The following is a 26305-nucleotide window of genomic DNA, read 5'->3' as shown; positions in this document are numbered from 1 at the left end:
TTGAAGTCAGAGCATATCAAGGTTTTGCGGACCTGATCAGGCAGTGCTTTGCTTGAGGATCAGATCGTAGAGAAGCTTGGCACTCGGCGGCAGGGCGCGGCCGCGCGCGGTGATGAGGCTGTAGGGACGGATCTTGACGTTGAAATCGATGGGAAGGATCCGGATCTCACCCGCCTGGCTGCCGTTGCCGGCAATGAGGTTGGCAACGTCGCGGGCAACCGGCGCCACGGCGTTGGTGTTGCGGACGATCGAAATGGTGAGGATCGTCGACGACGTATTGATGATGGTCGCGGGCAGCGGGGTGTCCGCCGACAGGAAGCTGTCTTCGACGGCACGGCGCAGCAGAGTTCCGGATGGCTGGAAAACCCAGTCGTAGCCTGGAAGATCGGTGGAACTGACGACACCCTTGTCGAGCAGAGGATGTCCCTCCCGCACGATCAGGCAGACGTCTTCCTCGCCGATCTCGATCAGGTTGAACTGCCGCGGATCCGTGTCATCGGGAATTCTGCCGATGACGAAGTCATGCCGGGCCGCGAGAAGTTCGCGCACCAGCACATTGCTGTTTTCGATCTGGATGCTGATCTCGATGCCGGGGTACGCAGTCGAAACCTGGCGTATGGCGGGGACGGCGAGATTGAGAGCCGGTCCTGTGACGGACCCCAAGGATACGGAGCCGCCGCTGCCGGTCTTCAGCTCATTGATTTCGCGTGTCGTTTCCCGCAGTTCCAGGAACACTGTCCGGGCCCGCCTTGCAAGCGCCCTGCCATATTGCGTCAATTCGACACCGCGCGCGACGCGCGCGCAAAGCGGCGCCTTCAGGATGGCCTCCACCTCGCCCAGCATGCGCGAGGCTGCAGGCTGCGATATGCTCAGCGCGTCGGCCGCCGCGCTGATCTGGCCATGGTCCTCGATAGCGAGAATCAGTTGCAGATGGCTCATTTTAAGACCGGATCGAAAAATACCCCGCTCGGAATAATCCACGGGCACGGATGAGAGTTGCACGGAATCGTCCATATTTTACCCACCTTCCGAGAAAAATGCGTTCGCATCTGCGAAAAATCACACTGTTGAGTGATACTATACCGTAAATGATATGAGGATACACCTATATTGTATTTGACAGTTATGATGTTTGATTCCAGTTTGCGGCCATGTGCGCCAGCGTGCTCGGGAGCGTGTAAGGCCTGGGAGGGCTTTCTTTCACCCCTTAAACCTCCGCCAAGAGATTTTATGATCTCTCGGCTACGCGAAGCGCTGCACATATCGAGGCCGGCCGATCGCCTGTCTGGATCAACACTCAGGGAGAGATACATGAGATTAGTTACTTCGCTTCTCGCCGCCGCAGCGCTCAGCGTGGCGTCGTTCGTCGTTCCGGCGATCGCCCAGGACAAGGGCACCGTTGGCATCTCGATGCCGACCAAGACCTCGACCCGCTGGATTTCCGACGGCGAGAGCATGGAAAAGCTGTTCAAGGAAGCCGGTTATACCCCGGACCTGCAGTTTGCTGACGATGACATTCCGAACCAGCTCGCCCAGATCGAAAACATGGTCACCAAGGGTGCCAAGGTTCTCGTCATCGGCGCTATCGACGGCACAACGCTGTCCGACATTCTTGCCAAGGCTCACGAAGCCGGCGTCAAGGTCATCGCCTACGACCGCCTGATCCGCGATTCGGGCAATGTCGACTACTACGCAACGTTCGATAACTTCCAGGTCGGTGTTCTGCAGGCAACCAGCCTCGTGGACGGCCTGAAGGCGAAGTTCGCAGGTGTAAAGCCCTGGAACGTGGAACTCTTCGGCGGTTCGCCGGACGACAACAACGCCTTCTTCTTCTATGACGGCGCAATGTCGGTTCTTCAGCCGCTCATCGACAGCGGTGATATCGTCGTCAAGTCCGGCCAGCAGGGCATGGAACAGGTCGGTACGCTGCGTTGGGACGGTGCCGTTGCACAGGCCCGCATGGAGAACCTGCTCTCGTCGACCTACACCGATGCGCAGGTCAATGGTGTTCTGTCCCCCTATGACGGTCTGTCCATCGGTATCCTGTCGGCTCTCAAGGGTGTCGGTTATGGCTCGGGCGACCTGAAGATCCCGGTTGTCACCGGTCAGGACGCAGAACTGCCGTCGGTCAAGTCGATCCTGGCTGACGAACAGTATTCGACAATCTTCAAGGATACCCGCGAACTGGCCAAGGTTGCCGTCAAGATGACGGACTCCATCCTCAGCGGCAAAGAGCCGGAAGTGAACGACACGAAGACCTACGACAACGGCGTCAAGGTCGTTCCGTCGTTTCTGCTGAAGCCGCTTGCCGTCGACAAGGCCAACGCCAAGGAAATCCTCGTGGGCGCCGGCTACTACACGGAAGACCAGATCAACAATTGATCTTGTCCCTTCCATCTCGGGTCCGCGATTCGTCGCGGACCTTTTTATCTTGATGAGGGCATTGTATAGACGGTTCGTCTTTGCCTCATCATCCCCGGACTGCCGCAGGAATACCCGACCATGGACAATATCATTCTCGAAATGCGGGGCATCACCAAGACGTTCCCGGGCGTAAAGGCTCTGGACAACGTCAATCTGAAGGTCCGCGAAGGTGAAATTCACGCTCTTGTCGGCGAAAACGGTGCGGGCAAGTCAACGTTGATGAAGGTTTTGAGCGGCGTTTATCCCGCCGGAAGCTATGACGGCGAAATTCACTACGACAACCAAGTTCGCAATTTTTCGACCATTTCCGACAGCGAGCATCTGGGCATCATCATCATTCACCAGGAGCTGGCGCTTGTGCCGCTTCTGTCGATCGCCGAAAACATCTTTCTGGGCAACGAACTCGCCACCAATGGCGTCATCGACTGGAAGCAGACTTTCGCGCGGACGAAGGAACTGCTGGACAAGGTGGGGCTTAACGAACCGCCGACCGCCCGCATCACTGATATCGGCATCGGCAAGCAGCAGCTGGTGGAAATCGCCAAGGCGCTGTCGAAGAAGGTCCGGCTGCTGATCCTCGACGAGCCGACCGCCTCGCTCAACGAAACGGATTCCGACGCGCTCTTGAAGCTGCTCATGGAATTCCGCAAGCAGGGCATGACCTCGATCATCATTTCGCACAAGTTGAACGAGATCAAGAAAGTCGCGGACAAGATCACCATCATCCGCGATGGCGGCACCGTGGAAACGCTCGACTGTCACAATGAGGACATCAGCGAAGACCGTATCATCAAGGGCATGGTCGGCCGCGACATGGAAGATCGCTATCCGCCGCGTGAACCAAAGATCGGCGGCATGCTGCTCGAGGTGAAGAACTGGAATGTCTTCCATCAGCATCACCGCGACCGGCAGTTTCTGCACGATATCAATTTCAACGTTCGGGCCGGCGAAGTCGTCGGCATTGCAGGCTTGATGGGCGCCGGGCGCACCGAAACAGCCATGAGCATCTTCGGCAAATCCTGGGGTCACAAGATTACCGGCGAGGTCTCTATGCACGGCAAGCCGGTCGATGTCAGCACCATTCCACGGGCTATCGATGCCGGTCTTGCCTATGTCACGGAAGACCGCAAGCATCTCGGCCTCGTGCTGAACAACAACATCATGCACAACACCACCTTGTCGAATCTTGAAGCCGTTTCCTCGGCGGGTGTCATAGACAACCACAAGGAAAGGACCGTGGCGACCGATTACCGTTCGAAGCTGCGCATCCGTTCCCATTCGATCTACCAGGAAGCGGTCAACCTGTCGGGCGGCAACCAGCAGAAGGTCGTGCTGTCCAAGTGGCTGTTCACCAATCCCGAGGTCCTGATCCTCGATGAGCCGACGCGCGGCATCGATGTCGGCGCGAAATACGAAATCTATTCCATCATCAACCAGCTTGCCGCCGAAGGTAAGGGCATCCTGATGATTTCATCGGAAATGCCCGAACTGCTCGGAACCTGCGACCGCATCTACGTCATGAACGAAGGACGCATCGTCGCCGAGCTTTCGAAAGCGGAAGCGAGCCAGGAATCCATCATGCGGGCTATCATGCGCTCGGGGGAGAAACATTAATGGTCACCGAAACCAGCACCCAGAAAACTACACCGTCCATCGGGGACTATCTCAGGAACAACATCCGCGAATACGGCCTTCTCGTTGCCCTCGTCGTTATCATGCTGTTTTTCCAGGTCGTGACCGGCGGCGTTCTGTTCAAGCCCGTCAACATCACCAACCTGATCCTGCAGAACTCGTTCATCGTCATCATGGCGCTGGGCATGCTGCTGATCATCGTTGCCGGCCATATCGATCTGTCCGTCGGTTCGATCGTCGCCCTTACGGGCGGCCTCTCGGCCATCATGCTCGTCAAGATGGGCATTCATTATTCGCTGGTCGTTCCCTTGTGTCTCATCCTTGGCGGCGTGATCGGCGCGGCACAGGGCTATTGGATCGCCTATCAGAAGATCCCGGCCTTCATCGTCACGCTCGCCGGCATGCTTGTTTTCCGCGGCGTCACCTACGTCGTCCTGCAGAACCGCCCGATCGGCCCGTTCCCGAAGGAATTTCAGGTTCTCTCGACAGGGTTCGTGCCTGATATCCTCTGGTTCGCAAACCCTCTCCCGGGCACTATCACCAACCTGTTCGCGTTGGTCGCCGTTCTGGTCCTGGTCGGGCTTGCGATCTATGCCGGCCTGAAGGATCGTGCCAGCAACGAGAAGCACGGCACGGAAAACGAACCTTTCGCCTTCTTCGCGCTCCAGATGGGCATCATCGCCGTCGTCGCCATCTTCCTCGGCTTCCAGCTTTCGACCTATCGCGGACTGCCCAACGTCCTGGTCGTGATGGCCGTGCTGATCGCGCTGTACACGTTCATCACCACGCGCTCGACCATCGGTCGCCGCGTCTATGCCATGGGCGGCAACGAGAAGGCTGCCAAGCTGTCCGGCATCAACACCGAACGCCTGACATTCTACACGTTCGTCAACATGGGCGTTCTCGCGGCGCTCGCCGGCATGATCATCGCGGCGCGCCTCAACTCGGCAACGCCAAAGGCCGGCGTCGGTTTCGAGCTTGACGTCATCGCGGCCTGCTTCATCGGTGGCGCTTCTGCATCCGGCGGCGTCGGCAAGATCACGGGCGCCGTCATCGGCGCCTTCATCATGGGCGTCATGAACAACGGCATGTCGATCATGGGCCTCGGCATCGATTACCAGCAACTGGTGAAAGGCCTCGTGCTTCTCGCTGCCGTGTTCTTCGATGTCTACAACAAGAACAAGGGCTGACCGGTTCCGGTCCATCCCGCGCCGCCGGCATTTGCCGGTCGGCGTAAATCCGGTGCCGGAGCGCGTCTCGCGCTCGAACGCAAGCGATGACGCTCCGGCCCCGCGCATCATGACGAGAACGGCGGCTTTGCCGCCATGAACGGGAGCGTGTGCCATGTCTCCCAACGGGTTGTTGTTGCCGAAAGCCAGCCGCTTGACGCCGAGAAGACAGCCCGGATTTAGAAAAGGACAAAGCTGTGCTGATTTCCCAGGTGAAGAACAATGACGGCTCGATCACAGTCGCCGTTCGCGAATTGGGGCAAACCGCCCGCGCGGTAAAGAATGCTGCAAGCGTCTACGCATTGGCGATGGAAGCTGCCAACTCGGGCAAGTCCCTGAAGGCTGTCGTCGAGGCGCACGGCCTTGGCGATGAAATCGATCTTCAGGACGTTCACGCCAAAGGCAACTTCCTGCCGCCGATCACACATCCGGACGATGCTCATCTGCACCTGACCGGTACGGGGCTGACGCATCTCGGTTCCGCCTCGACGCGTGACGCCATGCACGCCGCCGTCTCCAAGGTGGAGGAGGGCGCTACCGACACGATGAAGATGTTCAAGATGGGCCTGGAAGGCGGCAAGCCGAAGCCGGGCGAAAAAGGCGTACAGCCGGAATGGTTCTACAAGGGCAACGGTTCGCAGACGGTGGCGCCCGGCGGCGAACTCGTCTCTCCGTCGTTCGCGCAGGACGGCGGCGAAGAGCCGGAAATGGCTGGCATCTACGTGATCTCCGACAAGGGCGCGGCTTTCCGCATCGGCTTTGCCGTCGCCAACGAATTCTCCGATCATGTGACCGAGCGCGTCAACTATCTCTACCTCGCCCATTCGAAGTTGCGGCCTGCAAGCTTCGGCCCGGAAATCCGGATTGGTGAAGCCCCGAGCGACATTCGCGGCACCTCGCGGATTATCCGCGACGGCGCCGTTTTCTGGGAAAAGCCGTTCCTGTCGGGCGAAACCAATATGTCCCATACTTTCGCCAATCTGGAATATCACCACTTTAAATACGGAATTTTCCGGGCGCCGGGCGATGTGCATGTCCATATGTTTGGAACGGCGACGCTGTCGTTCGGCGATGGCATCAAGACGGAGGCCGGCGACATCTTCGAAATCGAGGCACCCGAATTCGGCCTGCCGCTGCGCAATACGCTGGCGATTGCCGGCGAAGACGACATCGTGATCGGCCAGCTCTGATCCGCTCAAGCATTTGATTGCGGGTGCCGATCCCACGGCGCCCGCGCAAACCAAGGAGGCTTTTAGCCCATGACACTCCATCACAACCTGATTGCCGGCGAATGGGTCGGCAGCAACGGCGTTGAAAACATCAATCCCTCGAACACCAATGAAATTGTCGGCCTCTACGCCACCGCCAGCGCCGATGATGCCAAGACCGCGATTGCCGCCGCTAAGGCTGCGTTTCCGGCATGGTCGCGCTCGGGCATTCTTGAGCGTCATGCGATCCTGAAAAAGACCGCCGACGAGATTCTGGCCCGCAAGGATGAGCTTGGAAAACTGCTCGCCCGCGAAGAGGGCAAGACGCTGCCGGAAGCGATCGGCGAAACCATCCGCGCCGCGCAGATATTCGATTTCTTCGCAGGCGAAGCGCTGCGGCTGGCCGGCGAAGTCCTGCCGTCCGTTCGTCCGAACATCGGCGTCGAGATTACCCGCGAGCCGATCGGCGTCATCGGCATCATCACGCCGTGGAACTTCCCGATCGCCATTCCTGCCTGGAAGATCGCCCCGGCGCTCTGCTACGGCAACACCGTTGTTTTCAAGCCGGCCGAACTTGTTCCGGGCTGCTCCTGGGCGATTGTGGATATTCTCCACCGCGCCGGTCTGCCGAAGGGCGTGCTCAACCTCGTCATGGGCAAGGGCTCGGTCGTCGGCCAGGCCATGCTCGACAGCCCGGATCTGGCCGGCATCACCTTCACCGGCTCGACCGGTACCGGCAAGCGGGTCGCGAGCGCTTCCATCGAGCATAACCGCAAGTTCCAGCTGGAAATGGGCGGCAAGAACCCGATGGTCGTGCTTGACGATGCCGATCTCACCGTTGCCGTCGAATCGGCTGCAAACTCCGGCTTTTTCTCGACCGGCCAGCGTTGCACGGCGTCGTCCCGCCTGATCGTCACCGAAGGCATCCATGACAAGTTCGTCGCCGCGCTGACCGAAAAGCTGAAGACGCTTGTGGTCGACGACGCGCTGAAGGCCGGCACCCATATCGGCCCGGTGGTCGATGAACGCCAGCTCGCCACCGACACCGACTACATCGCCATCGGCAAACAGGAGGGCGCCAAGCTCGCCTTCGGCGGCGAGACGATCCAGCGCGACAATCCGGGCTTCTACCTTCAGCCGACGCTGTTTACCGAAGCCACCAACCAGATGCGCATCAGCCGCGAGGAAATCTTCGGCCCGGTCGCATCCGTCATTCGGGTCAAGGATTATGAGGAAGCACTTGCAACCGCCAACGACACGCCGTTTGGCCTGTCGGCCGGTATCGCAACGACGAGCCTCAAGCATGCGACCCACTTCAAGCGCAATTCGGAAGCCGGCATGGTGATGGTCAACCTGCCGACCGCCGGTGTCGATTTCCACGTTCCGTTCGGTGGCCGCAAGGCCTCCTCGTTCGGTTCGCGCGAGCAGGGCAAGTATGCGGCCGAATTCTTCACCGTGGTGAAGACGGCCTACACGCTGGCATAAGGACTTTTCCGGCGGATCGGCCAAAAGGTCGGTCCGGTCTCCGGGGCTTCAAAGGACGATAACGATGTTTAAGAAAGCGGAATGGCCGCGTAGGCTGAGGTCGCAGGAATGGTACGGCGGCACGAGCCGTGACGTCATCTATCACCGCGGCTGGATGAAGAACCAGGGGTATCCGCACGATCTGTTCGACGGGCGTCCGGTGATCGGGATACTCAACACCTGGTCGGATATGACACCGTGCAACGGTCATCTGCGCGAACTCGCCGAGAAGGTGAAGGCGGGCATATGGGAAGCCGGCGGCTTCCCGATGGAGGTGCCGGTGTTCTCGGCGTCCGAAAACACCTTCCGTCCGACGGCGATGATGTACCGCAACCTTGCCGCACTCGCGGTCGAGGAAGCGATCCGTGGCCAACCGATGGACGGCTGTGTGCTTCTGGTCGGCTGCGACAAGACCACGCCGTCGCTGATCATGGGCGCCGCCTCTGTCGATCTGCCCTCGATCGTCGTGACCGGCGGCCCGATGCTGAACGGCTATTTCCGCGGTGAACGTGTTGGCTCGGGCACGCATCTGTGGAAGTTTTCCGAGATGGTGAAGGCCGGCGAGATGACGCAGGACGAATTCCTTGAGGCGGAAGCCTCGATGAGCCGTTCGTCGGGCACCTGCAACACCATGGGTACCGCCTCCACCATGGCTTCCATGGCCGAGGCGCTCGGCATGGCTCTGTCAGGCAATGCTGCGATCCCGGGGGTCGATTCCCGCCGCAAGGTCATGGCGCAGCTCACTGGCCGGCGCATCGTTCAGATGGTCAAGGACGATCTGAAGCCTTCCGACATCATGACGAAGCAGGCCTTCGAAAACGCCATCCGCACCAATGCCGCTATCGGCGGATCGACCAATGCCGTCATCCATCTGCTCGCCATGGCCGGTCGCGTCGGCATCGATCTGACGCTGGACGACTGGGATCGCTGCGGCCGCGACGTGCCTACCATCGTCAACCTGATGCCGTCGGGCAAATACCTGATGGAAGAGTTCTTCTATGCCGGCGGCCTGCCGGTGGTGCTGAAGCGCCTCGGCGAGGCTGGCCTCCTGCACAGGGATGCACTCACCGTATCCGGCGAAACCATGTGGGACGAGGTCAAGGACGTCGTCAACTGGAACGAGGACGTCATCCTGCCTGCCGAGAAGGCTTTGACGCAGTCTGGCGGCATCGTCGTGCTGCGCGGCAATCTCGCGCCGAAGGGCGCGGTGCTGAAGCCGTCCGCCGCTTCGCCGCATCTGTTGACGCACCGGGGCCGGGCGGTCGTGTTCGAGGACATCGACGACTACAAGGCGAAGATCAACGACGACAATCTCGACATCGACGAGACCTGCATCATGGTCATGAAGAACTGTGGGCCGAAGGGCTATCCGGGTATGGCCGAGGTCGGCAACATGGGCCTGCCGCCCAAGGTACTCAAGAAGGGCATCACCGATATGGTGCGCATCTCCGATGCCCGCATGTCCGGCACGGCCTACGGTACCGTCGTGCTGCATACGTCACCGGAAGCCGCCGTCGGCGGCCCGCTCGCCGTGGTCAAGAATGGTGACTTTATCGAGCTCGACGTGCCGAACCGCCGTCTGCACCTCGATATTTCCGACGAAGAGCTGGCGCAGCGTCTCGCTGCATGGCAGCCGCACCACGATCTGCCGACCTCCGGCTATGCCTGGCTGCATCAGCAGCATGTCCAGGGAGCCGATACCGGCGCCGACCTCGACTTCCTCAAGGGATGTCGCGGTAGCGCGGTTGGTAAAGACAGTCACTGATCTGTTCAGTTTGCTCAGAAAATGGCCGGTTCTCCGGCCATTTTTTCTATCGCTGCATCGTCAGGGTTACTCCCAACTGTTTAGCGGCTGCCGCCAGGGCTTTATCCTTTGTCGCCAATGCTGCGCCCCTGCGTGCTGCAAGTTCCAGATAAGCCGCATCATAGCTCGTCAATTTATGCGCTCTCGCAAGAGATAACGTTTCGCTCCAGGCTCTACCTGCAGTTTGCGGGTCGGTCTCGATTGGCATCTGGGTAATCAGGTCGAGCCTTTGTGCAATTTCGGAGGCCGAGATGCGTCCGCGCCGTTCGGCATGGAGCAATACGTTTGCAAGTTCCAGATGGAACAGCGACGGAACCAGGCCGCCGCTTGCGATCACGTCCTGTGCAACGGCATCGGTTTGATCGGAAGCCTCATCTTCGAAGCACCATGCAAGCGCAATCGAAGCATCAATGACAATTGTCATTTCCGACCTTCATCGCGCAGTTCTTTCCATGAAATGCCGCCCAACGTATTGGTCCGGCGCAGTTCTTTCAACTTCTGGAAAGCACTTTCAGGCGCCGATGCTTCAATGGATTCTGCGCTTACGAGCCGAGCAATTGCTTTTCCATGTTTGGTGATCGTGATTTCTTCACCATTTGCAACGCGGTCCAACAAGGACGAAAAATGTGTTTTCGCTTCGAATGCACCGATTTTCGACATAGAGATAGCTCCAATTCTGGTTTAAACTTTAAACCAGAATTGGAGCTGAGTAAATATCAGTGTTGACGTGATTGAACGGCTACTGACTCTGCGTCTGGCTCTGTCCCTGCTGCTCGACAGTCACCAAAACCTTAAGCGCTTCGCTCGACGATCCATGGATCAGGCCGGAAATCGGCGCTGCGTCGCGATAGTCGAGACCACAGGCGATGCGGACATAGCGCTCGTCCGGGCACATCTTGTTGGCGGCGTCGAAGCCGACCCAGCCAAGGCCGTTGAGGTGCACTTCCGCCCAGGCATGGCTGGCGGTCTGCTCCGGCTGGTCTTCCATCATCAGGTAGCCGGAGATATAGCGGGCCGGCAGGCCAAGCGTGCGCGCGGCGGCGATCATGATATGTGCATGATCCTGGCAGACGCCGCTCTTTTGCAGCAGGGCCTGCTCGGCCGTCGTTTCCGTTCCGGTCTCGCCCTGCCTGTATTCGACCGTCTCCGCGATCGTGCCCATCAGGGCATGCATCCTGGCAAGGTCGGTATCGCCGGCCATCGCCTTGGCGAGATTGCGGATCGGCTTGGCCATCTTCGTCAGCGGCGTTTCGCGCAGGTAGAGCCAGAGCGGCGCATAGGCCTGGTGAACGCCATAGACGCCCGCCTTGTCTTCGGTTTCCACCTCGCCCGATGCAACGATGCGGATGGAGGTCTGGTCGCCGTTGACGCTGACGAGATTGACGCGGTTGCCGAAATGGTCGTCATAGCCGACCTCCATCTTGGCGCCCTCGACGGAGGTTTCCCAGCTGATGACGGTCTGGCCGGTCTGCGTCAGCGGTGTCAGCCGCAGGCGCTGCAGTGAATATTGCACCGGTTCGGCATAGGTGTATTCGGTGGTGTGGCTGATCTTCAGACGCATGTACTCGCTCCCATCCGAATCTCAGTTGAACCGGTAACCGTCGGAGATTTCCTGTCCCAGACGGTTATTGTGGCTGATGAAGTTCTCGATGTATTCGTGCAGGCCCTGGTCCATGACATCCTTGATCGAGTGGCTGCGCAGCGACGACAGCGTCTCTTCCGCCGTTGCGTGCGCCGCGTGGGTCTCGCCGTATTCCCGCGCGAGATAGCCGAGATTGCTGACGATCTTTTCGTAGCAATAGGCAAGCGAGCGCGGCATGCGGCCGTTGAGGATCAGGAAGTCGGCGATGTTGGACGGCTTGTATTCCGCCTCGTAGACCCAGCCATAGGAGCGGTGCGCCGAGACCGAGCGCAGGATCGATTCCCACTGGACGTTGTCGATCGAGGAGCCGACCTGGCTGACTGCCGGCAGCAGAACGTAGTATTTCACGTCGAGAATACGCGCGGTATTGTCCGCCCGCTCGATAAACGTGCCGATGCGCGAGAAGTTGAAAATCTCGTTGCGCAGCATGGTGCCATGAAAGGCACCGCGGATCAGGGCAGTCTTGCGCTTGATCGCGTCGATCGCTTCCGGCAGGTCCGCCGGCTTGACACGCCGTGCCAGCATGGTCTTGAGATCCAGCCAGCATTCGTTGGTGGCTTCCCAGGTTTCCCTAGTCAGCGCGGTGCGCACCATGCGGGCATTGTTGCGGCCCGAATCGATGCACGACATGACGCTGGAGGGATTGGACTTGTCTCGCAGCAGAAAGTCGATCGCGTCGGCGGTCGTCAGGTTTTCATAGAGATCGTCGTAGATGTCGCGGACGCCGGAGCTTTGCAGCACTCCATCCCAATCGTCTTCTGTTGCTTCCGAGCGTGTCAGCGACATGCGCAGGCCGGCGTCGATCAGCCGGGCGCTGTTTTCGGCGCGCTCGATATAGCGGAACATCCAGTTCAGGCCGTTTGCGGTTCTTCCAAGCATTTCGTATCAGTCCTCCAGAACCCAGGTATCCTTGGTGCCGCCGCCCTGGCTGGAATTGACCACCAGCGAGCCGGCCTTCAGAGCCACACGGGTCAATCCACCCGGAATGATCTGCACCTTGTCGGAGACGAGGACATAAGGGCGAAGGTCCACATGGCGTGGCGCGATGCCCTTGTTGACGAGGATAGGCACTGTCGAAAGGGAAAGTGTCGGCTGCGCAATATAATTCGACGGCCGGGCCTTGAGTTTCTCGGCAAACATGACCCGTTCCTTTTTGGAGGCGGTCGGGCCGACCAGCATGCCGTAGCCGCCGGATCCATGCACTTCCTTGACGACGAGATCGGCGAGGTTTTCAAGCACGTATTTCAGGCTGTCGGCCTCCGAACAGCGCCAGGTCGGCACGTTCTCGAGCAATGCCTTGCGGCCGGTATAGAACTCGACGATCTCGGGCATGTAGGAATAGATCGCCTTGTCGTCGCATATGCCGGTGCCGGGCGCGTTGGCGATGGTGATGTTGCCGGCGCGGTAGACGTCCATGATGCCGGGAATGCCGAGTGCCGATTCGGGCTTGAAGGTGAGGGGGTCGAGATAGTCGTCGTCAACGCGGCGGTAGAGGACGTCGATCGCCTCGTAGCCGCGGGTGGTGCGCATCTTCACCTTGCCGTCGATGACGCGCAGGTCCGACCCTTCGACAAGCTCGACGCCCATCATGTCGGCGAGGAACGCGTGTTCGTAATAGGCGGAATTGTAGATGCCCGGGGTGAGTACCGCGACGCGCGGCTTGCCCTCGCAGCCGGGAGGGGCGAGCGACGCCAGGCTGTGGCGCAGCAGGTACGGATAGTTCTCGACCGGGCGCACGCGGTTCTGATGGAAGAGTTCCGGGAACATCTGCATCATCGTTTCCCGGTTTTCCAGCATGTAGCTGACACCGGACGGCGTGCGGGCATTGTCTTCCAGCACGTAGAACTGGTCTTCGCCGGTGCGAACGATATCGGTGCCGACGATGTGGGTATAGACGCCGCCCGGTGGGCGGAAGCCGATCATCTGCGGCAGGAAGGCGACATTGCGTTCGATCAGCTCGCGGGGAACACGGCCAGCCTTGATAATTTCCTGCTTGTGATAGATGTCGTCGAGAAAGGCGTTGAGGGCGATGACCCGCTGCTCGATGCCCTGTGCCAGCTTGCGCCACTCACGGCCGGAGATGATGCGCGGGATCAGGTCGAAGGGGATGAGCTTTTCGGCGCTGTCCGCGTGCCCGTAGACCGCAAAGGTGATGCCCGTCTTGCGGAAGATGTTCTCGGCCTCTTTCGATTTTGCAATCAGGCGGGCCTTGTCCTGGGATGCGTACCAATCATTGTAAGTCGTATACGGCTGGCGCGGGCTATTGTCCGCATTCATCATTTCGTCAAATGCCAACGGTGTGATCCCCTTTTTTTGCCATTTGAGTACAACAGCAAGGGCAATGCAAGAAGCATGCTCGTTTGGGGGCAAAAGAAATTTCCGCACAATATCGCTGCTTTTTTAGGCCAAGCCCCCCTTTTGGTCCGCCATTTGATGCATGTTTCACCAGATCGCCTTCCGAAGCGCGAAGAGCGGTTGGAACGATGGGATATGTCGCGGATCCCGCATCGTGCGATTGCCTGATTTTTAAGCTGACGAAATGCGGCGTGGTTGTCGATCCCTGAACATAAACATCAGGAATTTTGCTTTGACCATCAGCATGGGGAGCTCTATCGCAATCGGCGACCGTGACATCGCATCAGGAAGCCCGCATGACCCTCGACCGCCTGGCTCCGGCCATTTTCGTTCTGCTCTGGTCGACGGGATGGGTGATGGCGAAATATGCCGACATCTATGCCGATCCGCTGACATTCCTGGTGATGCGCTATCTTCTCGCGACGTTGCTGTTCATCGGCTTCTGTCTTGCGACCCGGGCTACCTGGCCGAAAACCTGGAGGTCTGCCGGGCATGCGGTGTTTTCCGGGATGTTCCTGCACGGGCTTTATCTTGGTGCCGTCTGGTGGGCGATCGGACAGGGCGTCCCGGCGGCGATCTCCGGCATTATCGCCGGGCTGCAGCCGCTGATGACGGCGGCGGTGGCGCCCGCCCTGATCGGCGAAAACCTTTCGGGCCAGCAGAAGCTCGGGCTTTTGCTCGGCTTCCTCGGCATCGCGCTTGCGGTCGTGCCGAAAGTGCTGACGATCGATACCGGCGCAACGCCGATCCATATCTTCCCGGTCGTCATCAATGTGCTGGGCATGGCGGCCGTTACCTACGGCACGATCCATCAGAAGCGGTATCTGCAGGACGGCGACATCCGCTCGATCGCGACGCTGCAATATGTCGGCGCGCTGATCGTCACTTTGCCGCTGGCATTTTTCCTGGAGGAGATGCGGGTGGTCTGGAGCGTACAGCTGTTCGCAGCCCTCGCCTGGGCGGTGCTTGGCCTGTCGATGGGAGCGATCGCCTTATTGCTCTACTTGATCCGCCGTGGGCAGGTCTCCAAGGCAGCATCGCTGATCTATCTGGTCCCACCATTGGCGGCGCTGCAGGCCTGGCTGTTCTTCGATGAGGCACTGACATTGCCGATGATCGTCGGAACGGTGATTGCTGTTGCCGGCGTCTATCTGACGAACCGTAAGGCAACACCGATCCCAGCGTAAATGGGGCTAGGTTTCCCACGTACCCGGGGGAAGTCACAACAAAATGTCTGTCCGACTAGGCGCCCGTGCCCCGGGCTTTGTGCGGCACGCCGTGTGCAGGCCCTTCCTCTTTGACTTCGCGCGGTGTCGGTGCGGTGATGGCACCATGGTTCGGGTCTCTCACATCCTGCCCTTTCGAACCGTCTGCAGCCGGGGAGAGTTCACGATCGCGGCTGCTGCGCCGTGTCTGCCGCAGGCGCGTCGCTTCATCGATCAGGGCGGTCAGTTCATCTTCGGAAAAGTCGGATAGGTCGAAAGTCTTGGCCACAATGGTCTCCTTGGCTTGCTCGTATCCATGATAAACGCGCAACTTCGGAAATCGGCCAATCCCCCAGGCAGATTTTATCGGGGCTGGCGAGGAAATGGCGCCCATGCAGCTTGCCGGGCGTTGATCCTCGAATCAAAACGGCGGGGTTTTGCCCCGCCGTTTTCAATCTTCAAAAGTGCCGAATGCGAAAGGCTTATGCCTCGTCGCGGCGGGGCGCGGTGTTGGCCCGCTTGCGCTGGCCCTGTGCGCCGGCACCGGCAGCTGCATCGCGGTTCTGGCCGCCGTTGCCAGCACCATGGTTGCGGTTGCGCCATTCGCCCTGCTTCTGGCCGGGACGTCCGTTGCGGTTGCCGCCGGGGCGCTTGGCAAGTGCCTGCTCGTGGGCTGCCTGCGCTGCCGGGCCCTGGCCCTTGCGGTGCTGCTTCCTCGGTTCGCCGGCCGCCAGCAGATCGTCACCGGCAAACGGGCTCGGTGCTGCGCGCTCTGCGCGGTGGACGTTGTCGCTGCCGCCCTGCGGACGCGGACGACGCTCGGCGTGACCATTGCCGGCTGGGCGTGCTGCATTGCGGGCGCCATTGCCGCCACGGCCACCCTTCGGGCGGGCACGGTCGGCCGGGACTTCGCCGCTGGCAACGGTGATGTCGATGTGCATCAGGCGTTCGATGTCGCGCAGCAGACGGATTTCATCCGGAGCGCAGAAGGCAATCGCGATACCGTCGCGGCCGGCACGTGCCGTGCGGCCGATGCGGTGGACATAGGCGTCCGCGACTTCCGGCAGGTCGTAGTTGTAGACGTGGGTGACGCCGGGAACGTCGATGCCGCGGGCGGCAACGTCGGTGGCGACGAGAATACGGGTCTGGCCGTCACGGAAGTTCTTCAAGGCGCGCTCGCGCTGGCCCTGGCTCTTGTTGCCGTGGATCGAGGCGACGGAGAAGCCGACATGCTCGAGATGCTTCATCAGCTTTTCGGCGCCATGCTTGGTGCGCGAGAAGACAAGGGCGAGGCCCTGCGGGTTCTCGGTGAGCGACTTCTTCAGCAGTTCGGTCTTCTGGCTGGCACCCTGGACGAAGTGCACATACTGCTCGACCTTGTCGGCAGCCTTGCCCGGAGGTGTGACTTCGACGCGCTTCGGGTTGCTCAGATATTCAGCGGACAGATCGGCGATCGCCTTCGGCATGGTGGCCGAAAACAGCAGCGTCTGGCGGTTCTTCGGAACCAGCTTGGAGATTTTGCGCAGGTCGTGGATGAAGCCGAGGTCGAGCATCTGGTCGGCTTCGTCAAGCACGAGATAGCGGGCCTGGGTCAGCGTCACGGCGCGGCGGGCAACAAGATCGAGAAGACGGCCGGGGGTGGCGACAAGGATATCGACGCCGCGGGCAAGCTGCTCGGACTGCTTGTTGATCGATGCGCCGCCGACGACGAGGCCGATCTTCAAGGGGGTCTTCTTGACGAAGTCCTTCAGGTTGGCGGCAATCTGGTTCACCAGTTCGCGGGTCGGCGCCAGAACGAGGGCGCGGATGTTACGCGGATCGGGACGCTTGTCGTCCTTCAGCATCTTTTCGATCATCGGCAGGCCGAAAGCGGCCGTCTTGCCGGTGCCGGTCTGGGCGAGACCAATGAGGTCATGGCCTTCCATCACGAGCGGAATGGCTTCGGCCTGGATCGGCGTCGGCGTATCGAACCCAAGGGAGGTCAGGGTCGAAAGCACGTGCTCGGAGAGGCCAAGGTCTTTGAAAGTGGTCAATGTAGTACCTTTTCGGGGGCGCAAAACGAGATTTGCCGGAACTGCACCATGCGGTTCCGGTTTCGCTTCGCGTCAAGAACCCCGCGTGATTTGGGAACTTGTGGGTTGATTAAGCTGTCTGCGCTGCATCCTGCCACGGTTGGCAAGACATTCTGTGTTGCGCTTATCCTTCGTTACGGATCGGTTAGATCCCGCAGGGCTCGCTCACGCGGCGGCCGGAAGGTGACGCTGGGCCTCATGTCGTTGTTTTGCCGTCAAAAGTCAAGTGATAGTTTTTTGCACATGCGAAGAGAACGGGTGTCAGGGCATGACAAGCTGGAAATCCGCGCCTGCCAGTACCTCGCCGTTCACGAGAACCTCAAGACGATGGCTTCCGGGATAATATTGCCTCGTGGTGATCGCCCGCATCGCATGCCGTCGTGCCATCTCGACGGTCTCACCGGGTTTGAGCATGAGGCTCTTCCACTTGAAGACCTTCGGCGCAAGACTGCCATTGGCTTTGCGATGATGGATCGCATAGTCGACCATCACCTGCTGCGGTGCAATGCCGTCATTGACGATGGCGAGCGTGAAGGCGAGCGAATCGCCGAAATCGACGCTTTCTGTCTGAATACTCAGTGCCGCGCCGATTCCCGAAAGCGGCGCGAAGCCGAAATTGGCGAGCGCTGCCGCATGCCCTTTCTTCAGGAGCGTGCGTGAGGCGTGTCGCAGCAATTGCCTGCGCTCGGGCGATGCTTCACCGATGTGCCTGCCGACGAATTCGGCGACGAGGTCGGGATGATCCTTGGCGATATCGTTCAGGCTGTTGGCAACGGACCGGCGCACATAGTCCTCCGGATCGTCCAACAGGGTCGTGAGGATCGGCAGGATCGGCTGCGGGTCGCGCATCAGCGCCGGCAGCCGCATGGCCCAGGGCAGGCGTGGCCGGGTTCCCTCGCTTGCCAGCCGGCGGACATGGTGGTTCGCGTCAGCCGTCCATCGGCCGATCGTTGCCAGCGCCCGGTCCTGATCGGCGTGAATGAAGGGCCGGATACCGAATTCGGCGGTGAAATGCGGCGTCAGTTGCTTCAGCAACTCAAGCGATAGATCGAAGTGGCCCAGACCTTTTTGTGCGACGAACTGGCTGACCGGCAGAAGGGCCCAGCCGGTCATTCCGGCACGCCCGTTCTTCGGTAAAATTGCCGAGAGAATGGCCGCGGCCTTGCTGAAATCACCCGGCAAGGTCTCGCCAAGGGCGTCGCGGATCTGCAGCGAGCGCTGCATCAATTCCAGTTGCTGCATGTCGCGCGTGGCAACCTCGACAAAACGCGCCGTGTCGAACGTATCGTCGCTTGCCGCAATCTGGCTTGCCATCGTTTTTACGAGTGCAGGATGCAGGAGGTTCTTCAGCGGTTCAGCCATGTGGTGGTCCGATATGTGATTCCGGCAGACCATAGCCGCTGTCTTGCCGGGAATGTAGGGGATGGTTTGCCGAAGCGGGATTTCGCCGGGCAGATTTTGCGAACCGGCATTTTTCAAGGAACCATCTTCTTTCCCGCCACGTTGATTCCTTCGCGTGTCCCGTTTTCGGGCGAGGCGCGGCCAGCGTTCGGTCCTGGTGCCGCCGGTATCGCGACTTATGGATTTTGGGGCACTGCTTGAGGAGTAAACAATGACAACCACATGGATTCTTGCCGCCGACGGAAATCAGGCGCGTCTTTTGAAGGGCGTGAATTTTCTCAAAGATGGACCCCAAAGCCCTGAGCAGGAGATTTTTCAACTGGATACCAAGCGCGTCCAGGACATCATGACCGACAAGCCGGGCCGCAGCCATTCCTCGGCAGGACACGGCCGTTCGGCGATGGAATATTCAAGCGATCCGGTCCGCGAGGAGCAGCAGAAGTTCACGGCGGACGTTGCCGGCAAAATAGATAGGTATGAACAGGAGGGCGCGTTCGATCGATTGGTCGTTTGCGCAGCGCCACAGACGCTCGGAGATCTGCGCTCCATGCTTTCGACCGCGACGCGGGCGAAAACCACCACGGAGATCAGCAAGGACTATAGCAATCTTCCGACCGACAAGCTGATTTCGTCGGTCCGTGCCGCAATGTCGAACTGATCAGGGACGTCAAGGGCAGGCACCATTGCCTGCCCTTGCAATTTAATCCCACGGCGAGAGACTCACGAGCAGACGCGGGCCCTGTACTGGTCGCCCCAGGCGTTTTGACGCCAGACAGTGTGGCAACGGGGATATTCGTTGACGACGACATACGGGCGATAGGCCGGCCGGTAATAGGCCGGAGGCGCATAGTAGCGTGGTTGGCTCAACGCTCCGCCGACGATCGCTCCGCCGACAAGGCCGGTGGCCAAGCCAGGCCAGAAGCGATCGTGGGCATTGGCTTCGGAGGTGGTGGCAAGCGTGGTGCCCGCAAGTGTCAGGGCGACCAGGCCGGTGGTAATTGCTGTTCTCAACGAAAACATGGTCCTGTTCCTTGTGTTCGAGCGATGGCCGCCTGCCGGTCATGTCTTGCTCGAACAAGGATATAAATGCGCTGAATTGTGGCTTTGTTGCCTTAGAGTTTCATTAAATTTCCGTTAGAAATCAGTGGGAACGCCGCCTTCAGCCTTCCGGCGGGCGACGAAGGCATCGAGTTCCTCCTCAATGGCCGGATCGAGCGGCGGCTTCTCGTATTCGTTCAGCTTTTCCTTGAAGACGCGGTTGGCGTGATCATAGGTCGTCGGCCGCCCGGCCTCCGTCCATGTTTCGAAATTGCGCCAGTCCGAAAGGATCGGCGAATAGAAGGCTGTCTCGTAGCGAGCCAGGGTATGGGCCGTGCCGAAATAGTGTCCACCGGGGCCGACGTCGCGAACGGCATCGAGACCGAGCGCATCCTCGCTGACGTCCAAAGGAGTAAGAAACTCGGCCACCATCTGCAGCATGTCGACGTCGAGGATGAATTTTTCGAAGGATGCGGTCAGCCCCCCCTCGCTCCAGCCAGCCGAATGCATGATGAAGTTGCCGCCCCCTTGCGTCAGCGCCCAGAGCGACAGCGCCGATTCGTAGGCTGCCTGCGCATCGAGCGTGTTGGAGGCGTTGGTGTTGGAGGTGCGGTAGGGGATCTTGTACCTGCGTGCGAGCTGTCCGCCGGCGATCACGGCCTTCATGTATTCCGGCGTGCCGAAAGCGGGTGCGCCGGTCTTCATGTCGACGTTCGAAGTGAAGCCGCCATACATGACCGGCGAACCGCGCCGCACCATCTGGGTAAAGGCGATGCCGGCCAGCGCCTCGGCGTTCTGCTGCACCACAGCCCCCGCGATCGTCACCGGCGCCATTGCGCCCGCTAGCGTGAACGGCGTGACGACGACGACCTGGTTGCGTGACGACATTTCGATGATGCCCTGCAGCATCGGGCCGTCGAGGCGTAGCGGCGAGGAGGTATTGATGATGGTGAACAGCGAGGGTTCGCGCTCCATCTGTTCGGCCGAAATGCCGCGGCCGATGCGGGCAATTTCCAGCGCGTCGATGTTGCGCTGCTGGCCGAGCGAATAGCAGTGGAACACCTTGTCGGTGAGCTTCACCATGTCCGACAAGCAATCGAGATGGCGCACCGAGGCGTGGATGTCGATCGGCTCGACCGGATAGCCGCCGGTCGTGTGGATGATGTCGTAGGATTGGGCGAGCTTCACCAGCTTGCGGAAATCCTCCTGGTTGCCGGCGCGGCGACCGCCCTCGCGGTCGGCCACAAAGGGTGCCGAGGCGATCTGCGCGAAAACCAGATTGTTGCCGCCGATCTCAACATTACGAACCGGGTTGCGGGCATGCATGGTGAAACCGGACGGCACGGAAGCGATCATGTCCATGATCAGGCCGCGATCGAGGCGGACACGGTCTGTGCCGGGCGTCACGTCGGCGCCTGCTGCCTTCATCCGGTTGCGCGCTTCCGGCAGGATGACATCCATGCCGATCTCTTCGAGGATGGTCAGAGAGGCATCGTGAATAGCCTCCAGCGCGTCTTCAGACAGCACGCTGGATTTCGTCATCGTGTTGACGAGGTTGAGATATTTCGATGTTCCTCCACCCTTGCGGGAGCGATCCGCGCCGCGTCCACCGGTTCGACGGCGGCGTTCCACCGGGGCGTCAGCGTCGCTCAGGGACGATTGCGGAAATTCGTTCTCGCTCATGACTTTTCCATCGGTTTGGACAGAATGTCATGTTGCAGATTCGAGGCTCTATATGCGCCACCATTTGCGACAGCAAAATTCCTTGAGAGAGAAGGGTAGTTTGCGGGCTGGTTTTTAAACGACGCCGAATGTCGATTTCACGCCGCGCAGCATTTCCCGTTTATTGCCGAATCCGGGCCTGCGTTCGACCGAAAAGCCTGCTGCCTGGAGATTGCGCCGCACGAAACCGGCGGCGGCGTAGGTGGCGAATGTACCGGTCTCGACTGTCTTGTCGCATACAAGCCGCATGATTTCTTCCGACCACATATCCGGATTGCGCTTGGGCGCAAAGCCGTCGAGATACCAGGCGTCGAACGGGCCATCGGATCGGGCGACTTCCTCGAAGGCGGTGCCGCAGATGACGGTAAGGCGCATGCCGCCGGCGAAATCGAGATCTATGCAACCGCTTGGCTGCTTTGGCCAATCTGCGCAGAGGCCCAGCCGTTCGGCCTCGATCTCCGGCCAGCGCGACAGCGCCCGGTCGATATCGCCGGCGTTCATTGGAAAACGCTCGAACGAGATGAAATGGAGGCTTGCGTCCTCGACGCGCGTCTCCTTCCATTGCCGCCATGTTTCGCAGAAATTCAGACCCGTGCCGAAACCGAGTTCGCCGATCCTGAAGGTGCCAGGCCTGCGCCAGCGTTCCGGCAAGCTGTTGCCCTCAAGAAAGACGTGGCCGCATTCGAGCCGTCCGTCCTCGCGGCAATAAAAATGGTCGCCAAATTCCTGCGAATAAGGCATATCGCCCTCGTGCCATTCGAGGGTTTGCCGGTCTGGCGCGGGAGCGCTTTCGGAGTTTTCGGTGGACATGCCGAACCGATAATCTCCGTACATGAGAAGGTCAATCGATGGCGGATCTGTTGATCGTTGGCGGCGGTATCATGGGGCTCTGGGCTGCCGTCATGGCCGAGCGGGCTGGGCTGGAAACGATTCTCGTCGAACGCGACAGGATCGGTGCCGGTGCCAGCGGCGGCGTGCTAGGCGCCCTGATGCCGTATATGCCGGATCGCTGGGACATCAAGAAGCAGTTTCAGTTCGACGCATTGGTCTCGCTGGAGGCGGAAATCGCCGGCCTCGAGGCGCAGGCAGGGATGTCCGCCGGCTATCGCCGCTCCGGACGGCTGATGCCGTTGCCCAGGCCGCATTTGCGGACCATCGCGCTTCGTCATGAGAAGGATGCATTGACCAACTGGCGTCGGGACGACAAACGGTTTTTCTGGCATGTTCAGGATAGCCCAGCGGCAGCCGGCTGGCCGGAGAGCGAGGCCATGGCGAGCGGCGTGGTGTTCGATACGCTCGCTGCACGGGTCGATCCGCGCCTGCTGCTAGCGTTGCTGACCAGATGTCTGCGGCAATCCCGTCATGTGCGGATCGAAGAGGGACGGGAACTTGTCGGTCTCGATCCGGTCGCCGGAAAGGCGACGTTTGCCGGCGGGCATTCGCTTTCTTTCGGACACTGCATTCTTGCTGCCGGCGTGCAGTCCTTCCCGCATCTGGACGCGCTTGAACGTTTGCCGGTCCCGGTCTCCAGCGGTGCCGCTGTCAAGGGGCAGGCGGCCGTGCTGAAAGCGGATATCGATTCTGCCCTGCCGGTGATTTTCATGGATGGGCTCTATGTGGTGCCGCACGACAACGGGCTTGTCGCGGTCGGAAGCACCAGCGAAAACAGTTTCGCTGAACCATTGTCGAACGACGACTTGCTGGAAGACTTGTTGCTGCGGGCAAGGGCTGTGGTTCCGTTGTTGCGTGATGCGCCGGTTGTCGAACGCTGGGCAGGGTTGCGGCCAAAGGCGATCGGTCGCGACCCGATGGTCGGGCGCCATCCCGATCATGAGCGGCTCTATGCCCTGACCGGGGGGTTCAAGATCAGTTTCGGCCTGGCGCATCGCCTCGCGGCAAGCGTGATCGGTGAAATGGCGGGGCAGGTGGACGAAACGCTGCCCGACAGCTTCCGCTGCCGGACGCATTTTTCGCTGCTGGGCGCTTGCTGAACCTTCCTGAAACGCGAAAGAGCCCCGCGCGGACGCAGGGCTCTTTCCAACGTTGATGAGGACGGGTTACATCCAATAGGGCGGGACGCCGTAATAGTCATAGACGCGGCGGCCGTTTTCCTTGTTCCAGTCGTACTCGTCTTCGCCTTCATATTTTGGCGCATTTTCCACCTGCTCACGTGTCAGGTCGGTGCGATAGCCGCCAAGGTTTTCGTCATAACTCAGCTTGGCCCATGGGAGCGGGTAGTGATCTTCGCCGATGCCGAGGAACCCGCCGAAGCCGAGAACGGCATAGGAGACGCGGCCGCTACGTTTTTCCAGGATCACGCGCTCGATCGAGCCGATATGTTTGCCGTCCTGGCCGTAAACGCGGGTACCCTCGACCTTGTCGCTGGCGATCAGGTCATGGGTTTCCTTGATGTCGGCGTCTTGGCGATTGGTGTCCTGGTAAGTCATGATTCTTCTCCGTTTTTGGTGTTGCCGCGGAGAAAACGAAACAAAAGCCGGTTGGTTCCGGCTGATTTTCCGTGTTTTCGGCCAGATTGCCGCTTTTCCCGAGTGAGCTGGCAGCTAGCCACCGGTTGAAAACGGCGATTCTTCGTCATTCTGTCACGCAAATCGCTTAACCCCGGTCGCAGAACGAGATGCAACGGAGCGGAGCCCATGCGTTACGCCATCTATTTTACGCCGTCGATATACGACCCCTTGTCGGTCGCCGCGGCCAGCTGGCTTGGCCGCAACGTCTATTCCGGCGAGGCGCCGGAGGCACCGTCGATTGCCGGGTTCAGCCGGCAGGAATTGGCTTTTCACACGGCCGTGCCGCGCCGGTATGGATTTCACGGCACCATCAAGGCGCCGTTCTGGCTTAGTCCGGAAACCAGCGAATCGGCGCTGCTGAAATCGCTGATGCATTTCGCCAGCACGATGACGCCGTTCGAAATTCCCCGCATGGAAATATCGAGACTGGGCGAATTCTTCGGCCTTGCCCCTTCGGTTCCCAGCGAACAGATGAACCATCTGGCGGCCTCCGTCGTCCAGGCTTTCGACGCTTTCCGTGCGCCGCTGAGCGATGCCGAGATCGAGCGCCGCGATCCAGACCGCTTGACGGCGCCGCAGTTTTCCAATCTGCACCGCTGGGGTTACCCTTACGTGATGGACGAGTTCCGTTTTCACATGATGCTGACGGGGCCGGTGAATTCCAATCTCAATGCCCGGTTCGAGACGGCGTTGCGTGAATTTTTCGGGCCTTTGCTGAACGAGCCGCTGAAGATTTCAAGCCTTGCGCTCTTCATCGAGCCGGAACCGGGCGCGCCGCTGCGCGTCCATTCGCAGCATCCACTTGGCAAGCTGTCGGCGCACCGCCCCGTCGCCGCCGGTGTCACGACGCGTGCGACGGCAATCTCGGACGTGTCGCCACGCATTTCGGAGACAAAGGCGGCTCTTGTCGCTCGGCGTCTCCAGGCGAACTGCTAAGGAGGTCGGGGTTGTTGCGGTCCACGCAACAGCCTTTCCCAGTCTTGGATAGACTGCGCATTTCACCATTTTGACTTCGACTTTCCGGTCTCGGATGCTACCGTTCCGGCACATTCGAAGGGTGATTTGATGGCAGAACAATCCTATCCGCGCGATCTCATCGGCTATGGCCGCGATCTTCCGCAGGTCCGCTGGCCGGGCGATGCGCATATCGCCGTGCAATTCGTGGTCAATTACGAGGAAGGCGGCGAAAGTTCTATCCTCGATGGCGACAAGTCCTCCGAATCGCTGCTGTCGGAGATCGTCGGCGCCCAGCCTTGGCCCGGGCAGCGCAATCTCAACATGGAATCGATCTACGAATATGGGGCGCGCGCCGGTTTCTGGCGGCTTTGGCGGATGTTCACCAGCCGCAATGTCGATGTCACGGTCTATGGCGTGACGCTTGCTATGGCACGCAATCCGGAAGCGGTCGCCGCCATGAAGGAAGCCGGCTGGGAAATCGCCAGCCACGGTTATCGCTGGCTGGAATACAAGGATTTTTCCGAAGAAGAAGAACGCAAGCATATCTTCGAGGCCGTGCGCCTGCACAAGGAACTGACCGGCTCGCACCCGCTCGGCATGTATCAGGGCAAACCGTCTGCCAACACGTTGAAACTGGTGCTGGAGGAGGGCGGTTTCGTCTATTCCTCCGACAGTTATGCCGATGAACTGCCCTATTGGGTTCCGGGCCTGACCACGGACAAGCCGCATCTGATCATTCCCTATACGCTCGATGCCAACGACATGCGGTTTGCAACGCCGCAGGGCTTCAATTCCGGCGACCAGTTCTTCACCTATCTGAAAGACACGTTCGACGTGCTCTACGCGGAGGGCAAGGACGGCAGTCCGAAGATGATGAATGTCGGCCTGCATTGCCGCCTCGTCGGCCGTCCCGGCCGGGCCGCGGCCCTGGCGCGTTTCGTCGACTATGTACTCAGCCACGAGAAGGTCTGGATTCCCCGGCGCATCGATATCGCCCGGCACTGGCATGAACATCACAAGCCGGAGGGTGGATTGTGATCGGCACGAGGGAAAGCTTCGTCGAGCGGTTCGGCGGCGTCTTCGAGCATTCGCCCTGGGTGGCCGAGAGAGCCTTCGACCGGAATGCCGACATCGTGCTGACGGCGAACGCCGTGCATTCGGCGCTGGTTGCCGCGTTTCGCCCTGCCTCGCATGCCGAGCGCCTTGCGGTTTTGAGAGCCCATCCCGATCTTGCGGGAAAACTGGCGATCGCTGGAGGTCTGACGGAGGATTCCAAGGCCGAGCAGGCATCCGCCGGCCTCGACCGGCTCACGGCCAGCGAACACGCACGCTTCTCCGGCCTGAACACGGCCTACACGGAAAAATTCGGCTTTCCCTTCATCATCGCGGTGAAAGGCCTGACGAAAGACGATATTCTCGCCGCTTTCGAAAGGCGGATTGACAACAGCCCGGAAGAGGAATTTGAGACAGCGTCAGCGCAGGTCGAAAAGATCGCGCTGTTGCGTTTGCGTTCGATGCTTCCGGGAGAAGACAATGCCTAAGACGATGCCGCCAGGCTTTCCTG

Annotated in this window: 25 protein-coding genes; 12 read left to right on the top strand and 13 right to left on the bottom strand. The window is 60.1% G+C overall.

The features are described 5' to 3' along the window. Nucleotides 1-36 precede the first annotated feature (36 nt). Nucleotides 37-1014, bottom strand: a complete 978-nt coding sequence (locus J2Z75_RS23385; protein WP_209855254.1) for a LysR family transcriptional regulator — start codon at nt 1012-1014, stop codon at nt 37-39. Between the two features lie 297 nt (nt 1015-1311). On the opposite strand from J2Z75_RS23385, the gene chvE reads away from it, so the two are divergent. The 6 genes from chvE to araD all read left to right on the top strand — a co-directional run bounded on the left by chvE (nt 1312) and on the right by araD (nt 9782). Further along, nucleotides 1312-2382 carry a multiple monosaccharide ABC transporter substrate-binding protein gene (gene chvE, locus J2Z75_RS23380; RefSeq protein WP_209855253.1) on the top strand — a complete coding sequence of 357 codons (1071 nt, stop codon included), beginning with the start codon at nt 1312-1314 and terminating at the stop codon, nt 2380-2382. A 120-nt stretch (nt 2383-2502) separates the two neighbouring features. Continuing rightward, nucleotides 2503-4038 (top strand): multiple monosaccharide ABC transporter ATP-binding protein, encoded by a 1536-nt coding sequence (mmsA, locus tag J2Z75_RS23375; RefSeq protein ID WP_209855251.1) that lies wholly within the window; start codon nt 2503-2505, stop codon nt 4036-4038. After that, entirely contained in the window at nt 4038-5246 is a 1209-nt protein-coding gene (mmsB, locus tag J2Z75_RS23370) for a multiple monosaccharide ABC transporter permease (protein ID WP_209855249.1), read from the top strand. Before mmsA ends, mmsB begins: the two co-directional genes overlap by 1 nt. A 236-nt stretch (nt 5247-5482) precedes the next feature. After that, nucleotides 5483-6475: an AraD1 family protein gene (araD1, locus tag J2Z75_RS23365; RefSeq protein WP_209855247.1), complete on the top strand. Its 993-nt coding sequence runs from the start codon at nt 5483-5485 to the stop codon at nt 6473-6475. Between the two features lie 69 nt (nt 6476-6544). After that, the gene (locus J2Z75_RS23360) at nt 6545-7978 is read left to right on the top strand and encodes an aldehyde dehydrogenase family protein (RefSeq protein WP_209855245.1); all 1434 of its coding nucleotides are present in this window, start codon (nt 6545-6547) and stop codon (nt 7976-7978) included. A 64-nt stretch (nt 7979-8042) separates the two neighbouring features. Then, on the top strand, nt 8043-9782 hold the full coding sequence (araD, locus tag J2Z75_RS23355; protein ID WP_209855243.1) for an L-arabinonate dehydratase: 1740 nt from the start codon (nt 8043-8045) through the stop codon (nt 9780-9782). A gap of 46 nt (nt 9783-9828) precedes the next feature. On the opposite strand, the gene J2Z75_RS23350 is transcribed toward araD, so the two are convergent. The 5 genes from J2Z75_RS23350 to J2Z75_RS23330 form a co-directional block, all read right to left on the bottom strand. After that, a complete protein-coding gene (locus J2Z75_RS23350) occupies nt 9829-10245 on the bottom strand; it encodes a type II toxin-antitoxin system VapC family toxin (protein ID WP_209855241.1) in 417 nt (138 codons plus the stop codon). Beyond that, nucleotides 10242-10481 carry a type II toxin-antitoxin system Phd/YefM family antitoxin gene (locus tag J2Z75_RS23345; protein WP_209855239.1) on the bottom strand — a complete coding sequence of 80 codons (240 nt, stop codon included), beginning with the start codon at nt 10479-10481 and terminating at the stop codon, nt 10242-10244. Before J2Z75_RS23345 ends, J2Z75_RS23350 begins: the two co-directional genes overlap by 4 nt. A gap of 79 nt (nt 10482-10560) precedes the next feature. Next, a complete protein-coding gene (locus tag J2Z75_RS23340) occupies nt 10561-11382 on the bottom strand; it encodes a transglutaminase family protein (RefSeq protein ID WP_209855237.1) in 822 nt (273 codons plus the stop codon). Nucleotides 11383-11403: 21 nt separating this feature from the next. Then, nucleotides 11404-12342, bottom strand: a complete 939-nt coding sequence (locus tag J2Z75_RS23335) for an alpha-E domain-containing protein (RefSeq protein WP_209855235.1) — start codon at nt 12340-12342, stop codon at nt 11404-11406. Nucleotides 12343-12348: 6 nt separating this feature from the next. Continuing rightward, complete coding sequence (locus J2Z75_RS23330) at nt 12349-13743, bottom strand: circularly permuted type 2 ATP-grasp protein (protein WP_209855340.1); 1395 nt, start codon at nt 13741-13743, stop codon at nt 12349-12351. Between the two features lie 371 nt (nt 13744-14114). Here J2Z75_RS23330 and J2Z75_RS23325 point away from each other — a divergent pair, with 371 nt between their 5' ends. Beyond that, a complete protein-coding gene (locus tag J2Z75_RS23325; protein ID WP_209855233.1) occupies nt 14115-15005 on the top strand; it encodes a DMT family transporter in 891 nt (296 codons plus the stop codon). A gap of 55 nt (nt 15006-15060) precedes the next feature. On the opposite strand, the gene J2Z75_RS23320 is transcribed toward J2Z75_RS23325, so the two are convergent. The 3 genes from J2Z75_RS23320 to J2Z75_RS23310 form a co-directional block, all read right to left on the bottom strand. Continuing rightward, the gene (locus J2Z75_RS23320; protein WP_234937517.1) at nt 15061-15417 is read right to left on the bottom strand and encodes a hypothetical protein; all 357 of its coding nucleotides are present in this window, start codon (nt 15415-15417) and stop codon (nt 15061-15063) included. Between the two features lie 88 nt (nt 15418-15505). Continuing rightward, entirely contained in the window at nt 15506-17056 is a 1551-nt protein-coding gene (locus tag J2Z75_RS23315) for a DEAD/DEAH box helicase (protein ID WP_209855231.1), read from the bottom strand. 300 nt (nt 17057-17356) lie between these two features. Then, entirely contained in the window at nt 17357-18457 is a 1101-nt protein-coding gene (locus J2Z75_RS23310; RefSeq protein WP_209855229.1) for a DNA alkylation repair protein, read from the bottom strand. 250 nt (nt 18458-18707) lie between these two features. Here J2Z75_RS23310 and J2Z75_RS23305 point away from each other — a divergent pair, with 250 nt between their 5' ends. Continuing rightward, a complete protein-coding gene (locus J2Z75_RS23305; protein ID WP_209855227.1) occupies nt 18708-19154 on the top strand; it encodes a host attachment protein in 447 nt (148 codons plus the stop codon). 62 nt (nt 19155-19216) lie between these two features. On the opposite strand, the gene J2Z75_RS23300 is transcribed toward J2Z75_RS23305, so the two are convergent. The 3 genes from J2Z75_RS23300 to mnmD all read right to left on the bottom strand — a co-directional run bounded on the left by J2Z75_RS23300 (nt 19217) and on the right by mnmD (nt 22066). Further along, nucleotides 19217-19516, bottom strand: a complete 300-nt coding sequence (locus J2Z75_RS23300; RefSeq protein WP_209855225.1) for a hypothetical protein — start codon at nt 19514-19516, stop codon at nt 19217-19219. A 114-nt stretch (nt 19517-19630) separates the two neighbouring features. Continuing rightward, nucleotides 19631-21217, bottom strand: a complete 1587-nt coding sequence (locus tag J2Z75_RS23295; protein ID WP_209855223.1) for a trimethylamine methyltransferase family protein — start codon at nt 21215-21217, stop codon at nt 19631-19633. Between the two features lie 114 nt (nt 21218-21331). Then, nucleotides 21332-22066 (bottom strand): tRNA (5-methylaminomethyl-2-thiouridine)(34)-methyltransferase MnmD, encoded by a 735-nt coding sequence (gene mnmD, locus J2Z75_RS23290; protein WP_209855221.1) that lies wholly within the window; start codon nt 22064-22066, stop codon nt 21332-21334. Nucleotides 22067-22104: 38 nt separating this feature from the next. On the opposite strand from mnmD, the gene J2Z75_RS23285 reads away from it, so the two are divergent. Beyond that, nucleotides 22105-23247 (top strand): NAD(P)/FAD-dependent oxidoreductase, encoded by a 1143-nt coding sequence (locus J2Z75_RS23285; RefSeq protein ID WP_209855220.1) that lies wholly within the window; start codon nt 22105-22107, stop codon nt 23245-23247. A 66-nt stretch (nt 23248-23313) separates the two neighbouring features. On the opposite strand, the gene J2Z75_RS23280 is transcribed toward J2Z75_RS23285, so the two are convergent. Continuing rightward, nucleotides 23314-23703, bottom strand: a complete 390-nt coding sequence (locus J2Z75_RS23280) for a PRC-barrel domain-containing protein (RefSeq protein ID WP_209855218.1) — start codon at nt 23701-23703, stop codon at nt 23314-23316. Nucleotides 23704-23910: 207 nt separating this feature from the next. Between J2Z75_RS23280 and J2Z75_RS23275 the strand changes: the two genes are divergently transcribed. The 3 genes from J2Z75_RS23275 (at nt 23911) to uraD (ending at nt 26282) form a co-directional block, all read left to right on the top strand. After that, entirely contained in the window at nt 23911-24720 is an 810-nt protein-coding gene (locus J2Z75_RS23275; RefSeq protein ID WP_209855217.1) for a DUF1045 domain-containing protein, read from the top strand. A gap of 129 nt (nt 24721-24849) precedes the next feature. Beyond that, nucleotides 24850-25779 carry an allantoinase PuuE gene (gene puuE, locus J2Z75_RS23270; RefSeq protein ID WP_209855216.1) on the top strand — a complete coding sequence of 310 codons (930 nt, stop codon included), beginning with the start codon at nt 24850-24852 and terminating at the stop codon, nt 25777-25779. Continuing rightward, nucleotides 25779-26282, top strand: coding sequence for a 2-oxo-4-hydroxy-4-carboxy-5-ureidoimidazoline decarboxylase (gene uraD / locus J2Z75_RS23265; RefSeq protein ID WP_209855336.1), 504 nt, complete (start codon nt 25779-25781; stop codon nt 26280-26282). The genes puuE and uraD overlap by 1 nt, the downstream gene beginning before the upstream one ends. Nucleotides 26283-26305 lie beyond the last annotated feature (23 nt).

This window comes from Rhizobium herbae (genome assembly GCF_017873135.1).
GTDB lineage: Bacteria > Pseudomonadota > Alphaproteobacteria > Rhizobiales > Rhizobiaceae > Pararhizobium > Pararhizobium herbae.
Note: the sequence above shows the minus strand (reverse complement) of the source record. Positions and strands in the feature narration are given on the sequence as shown.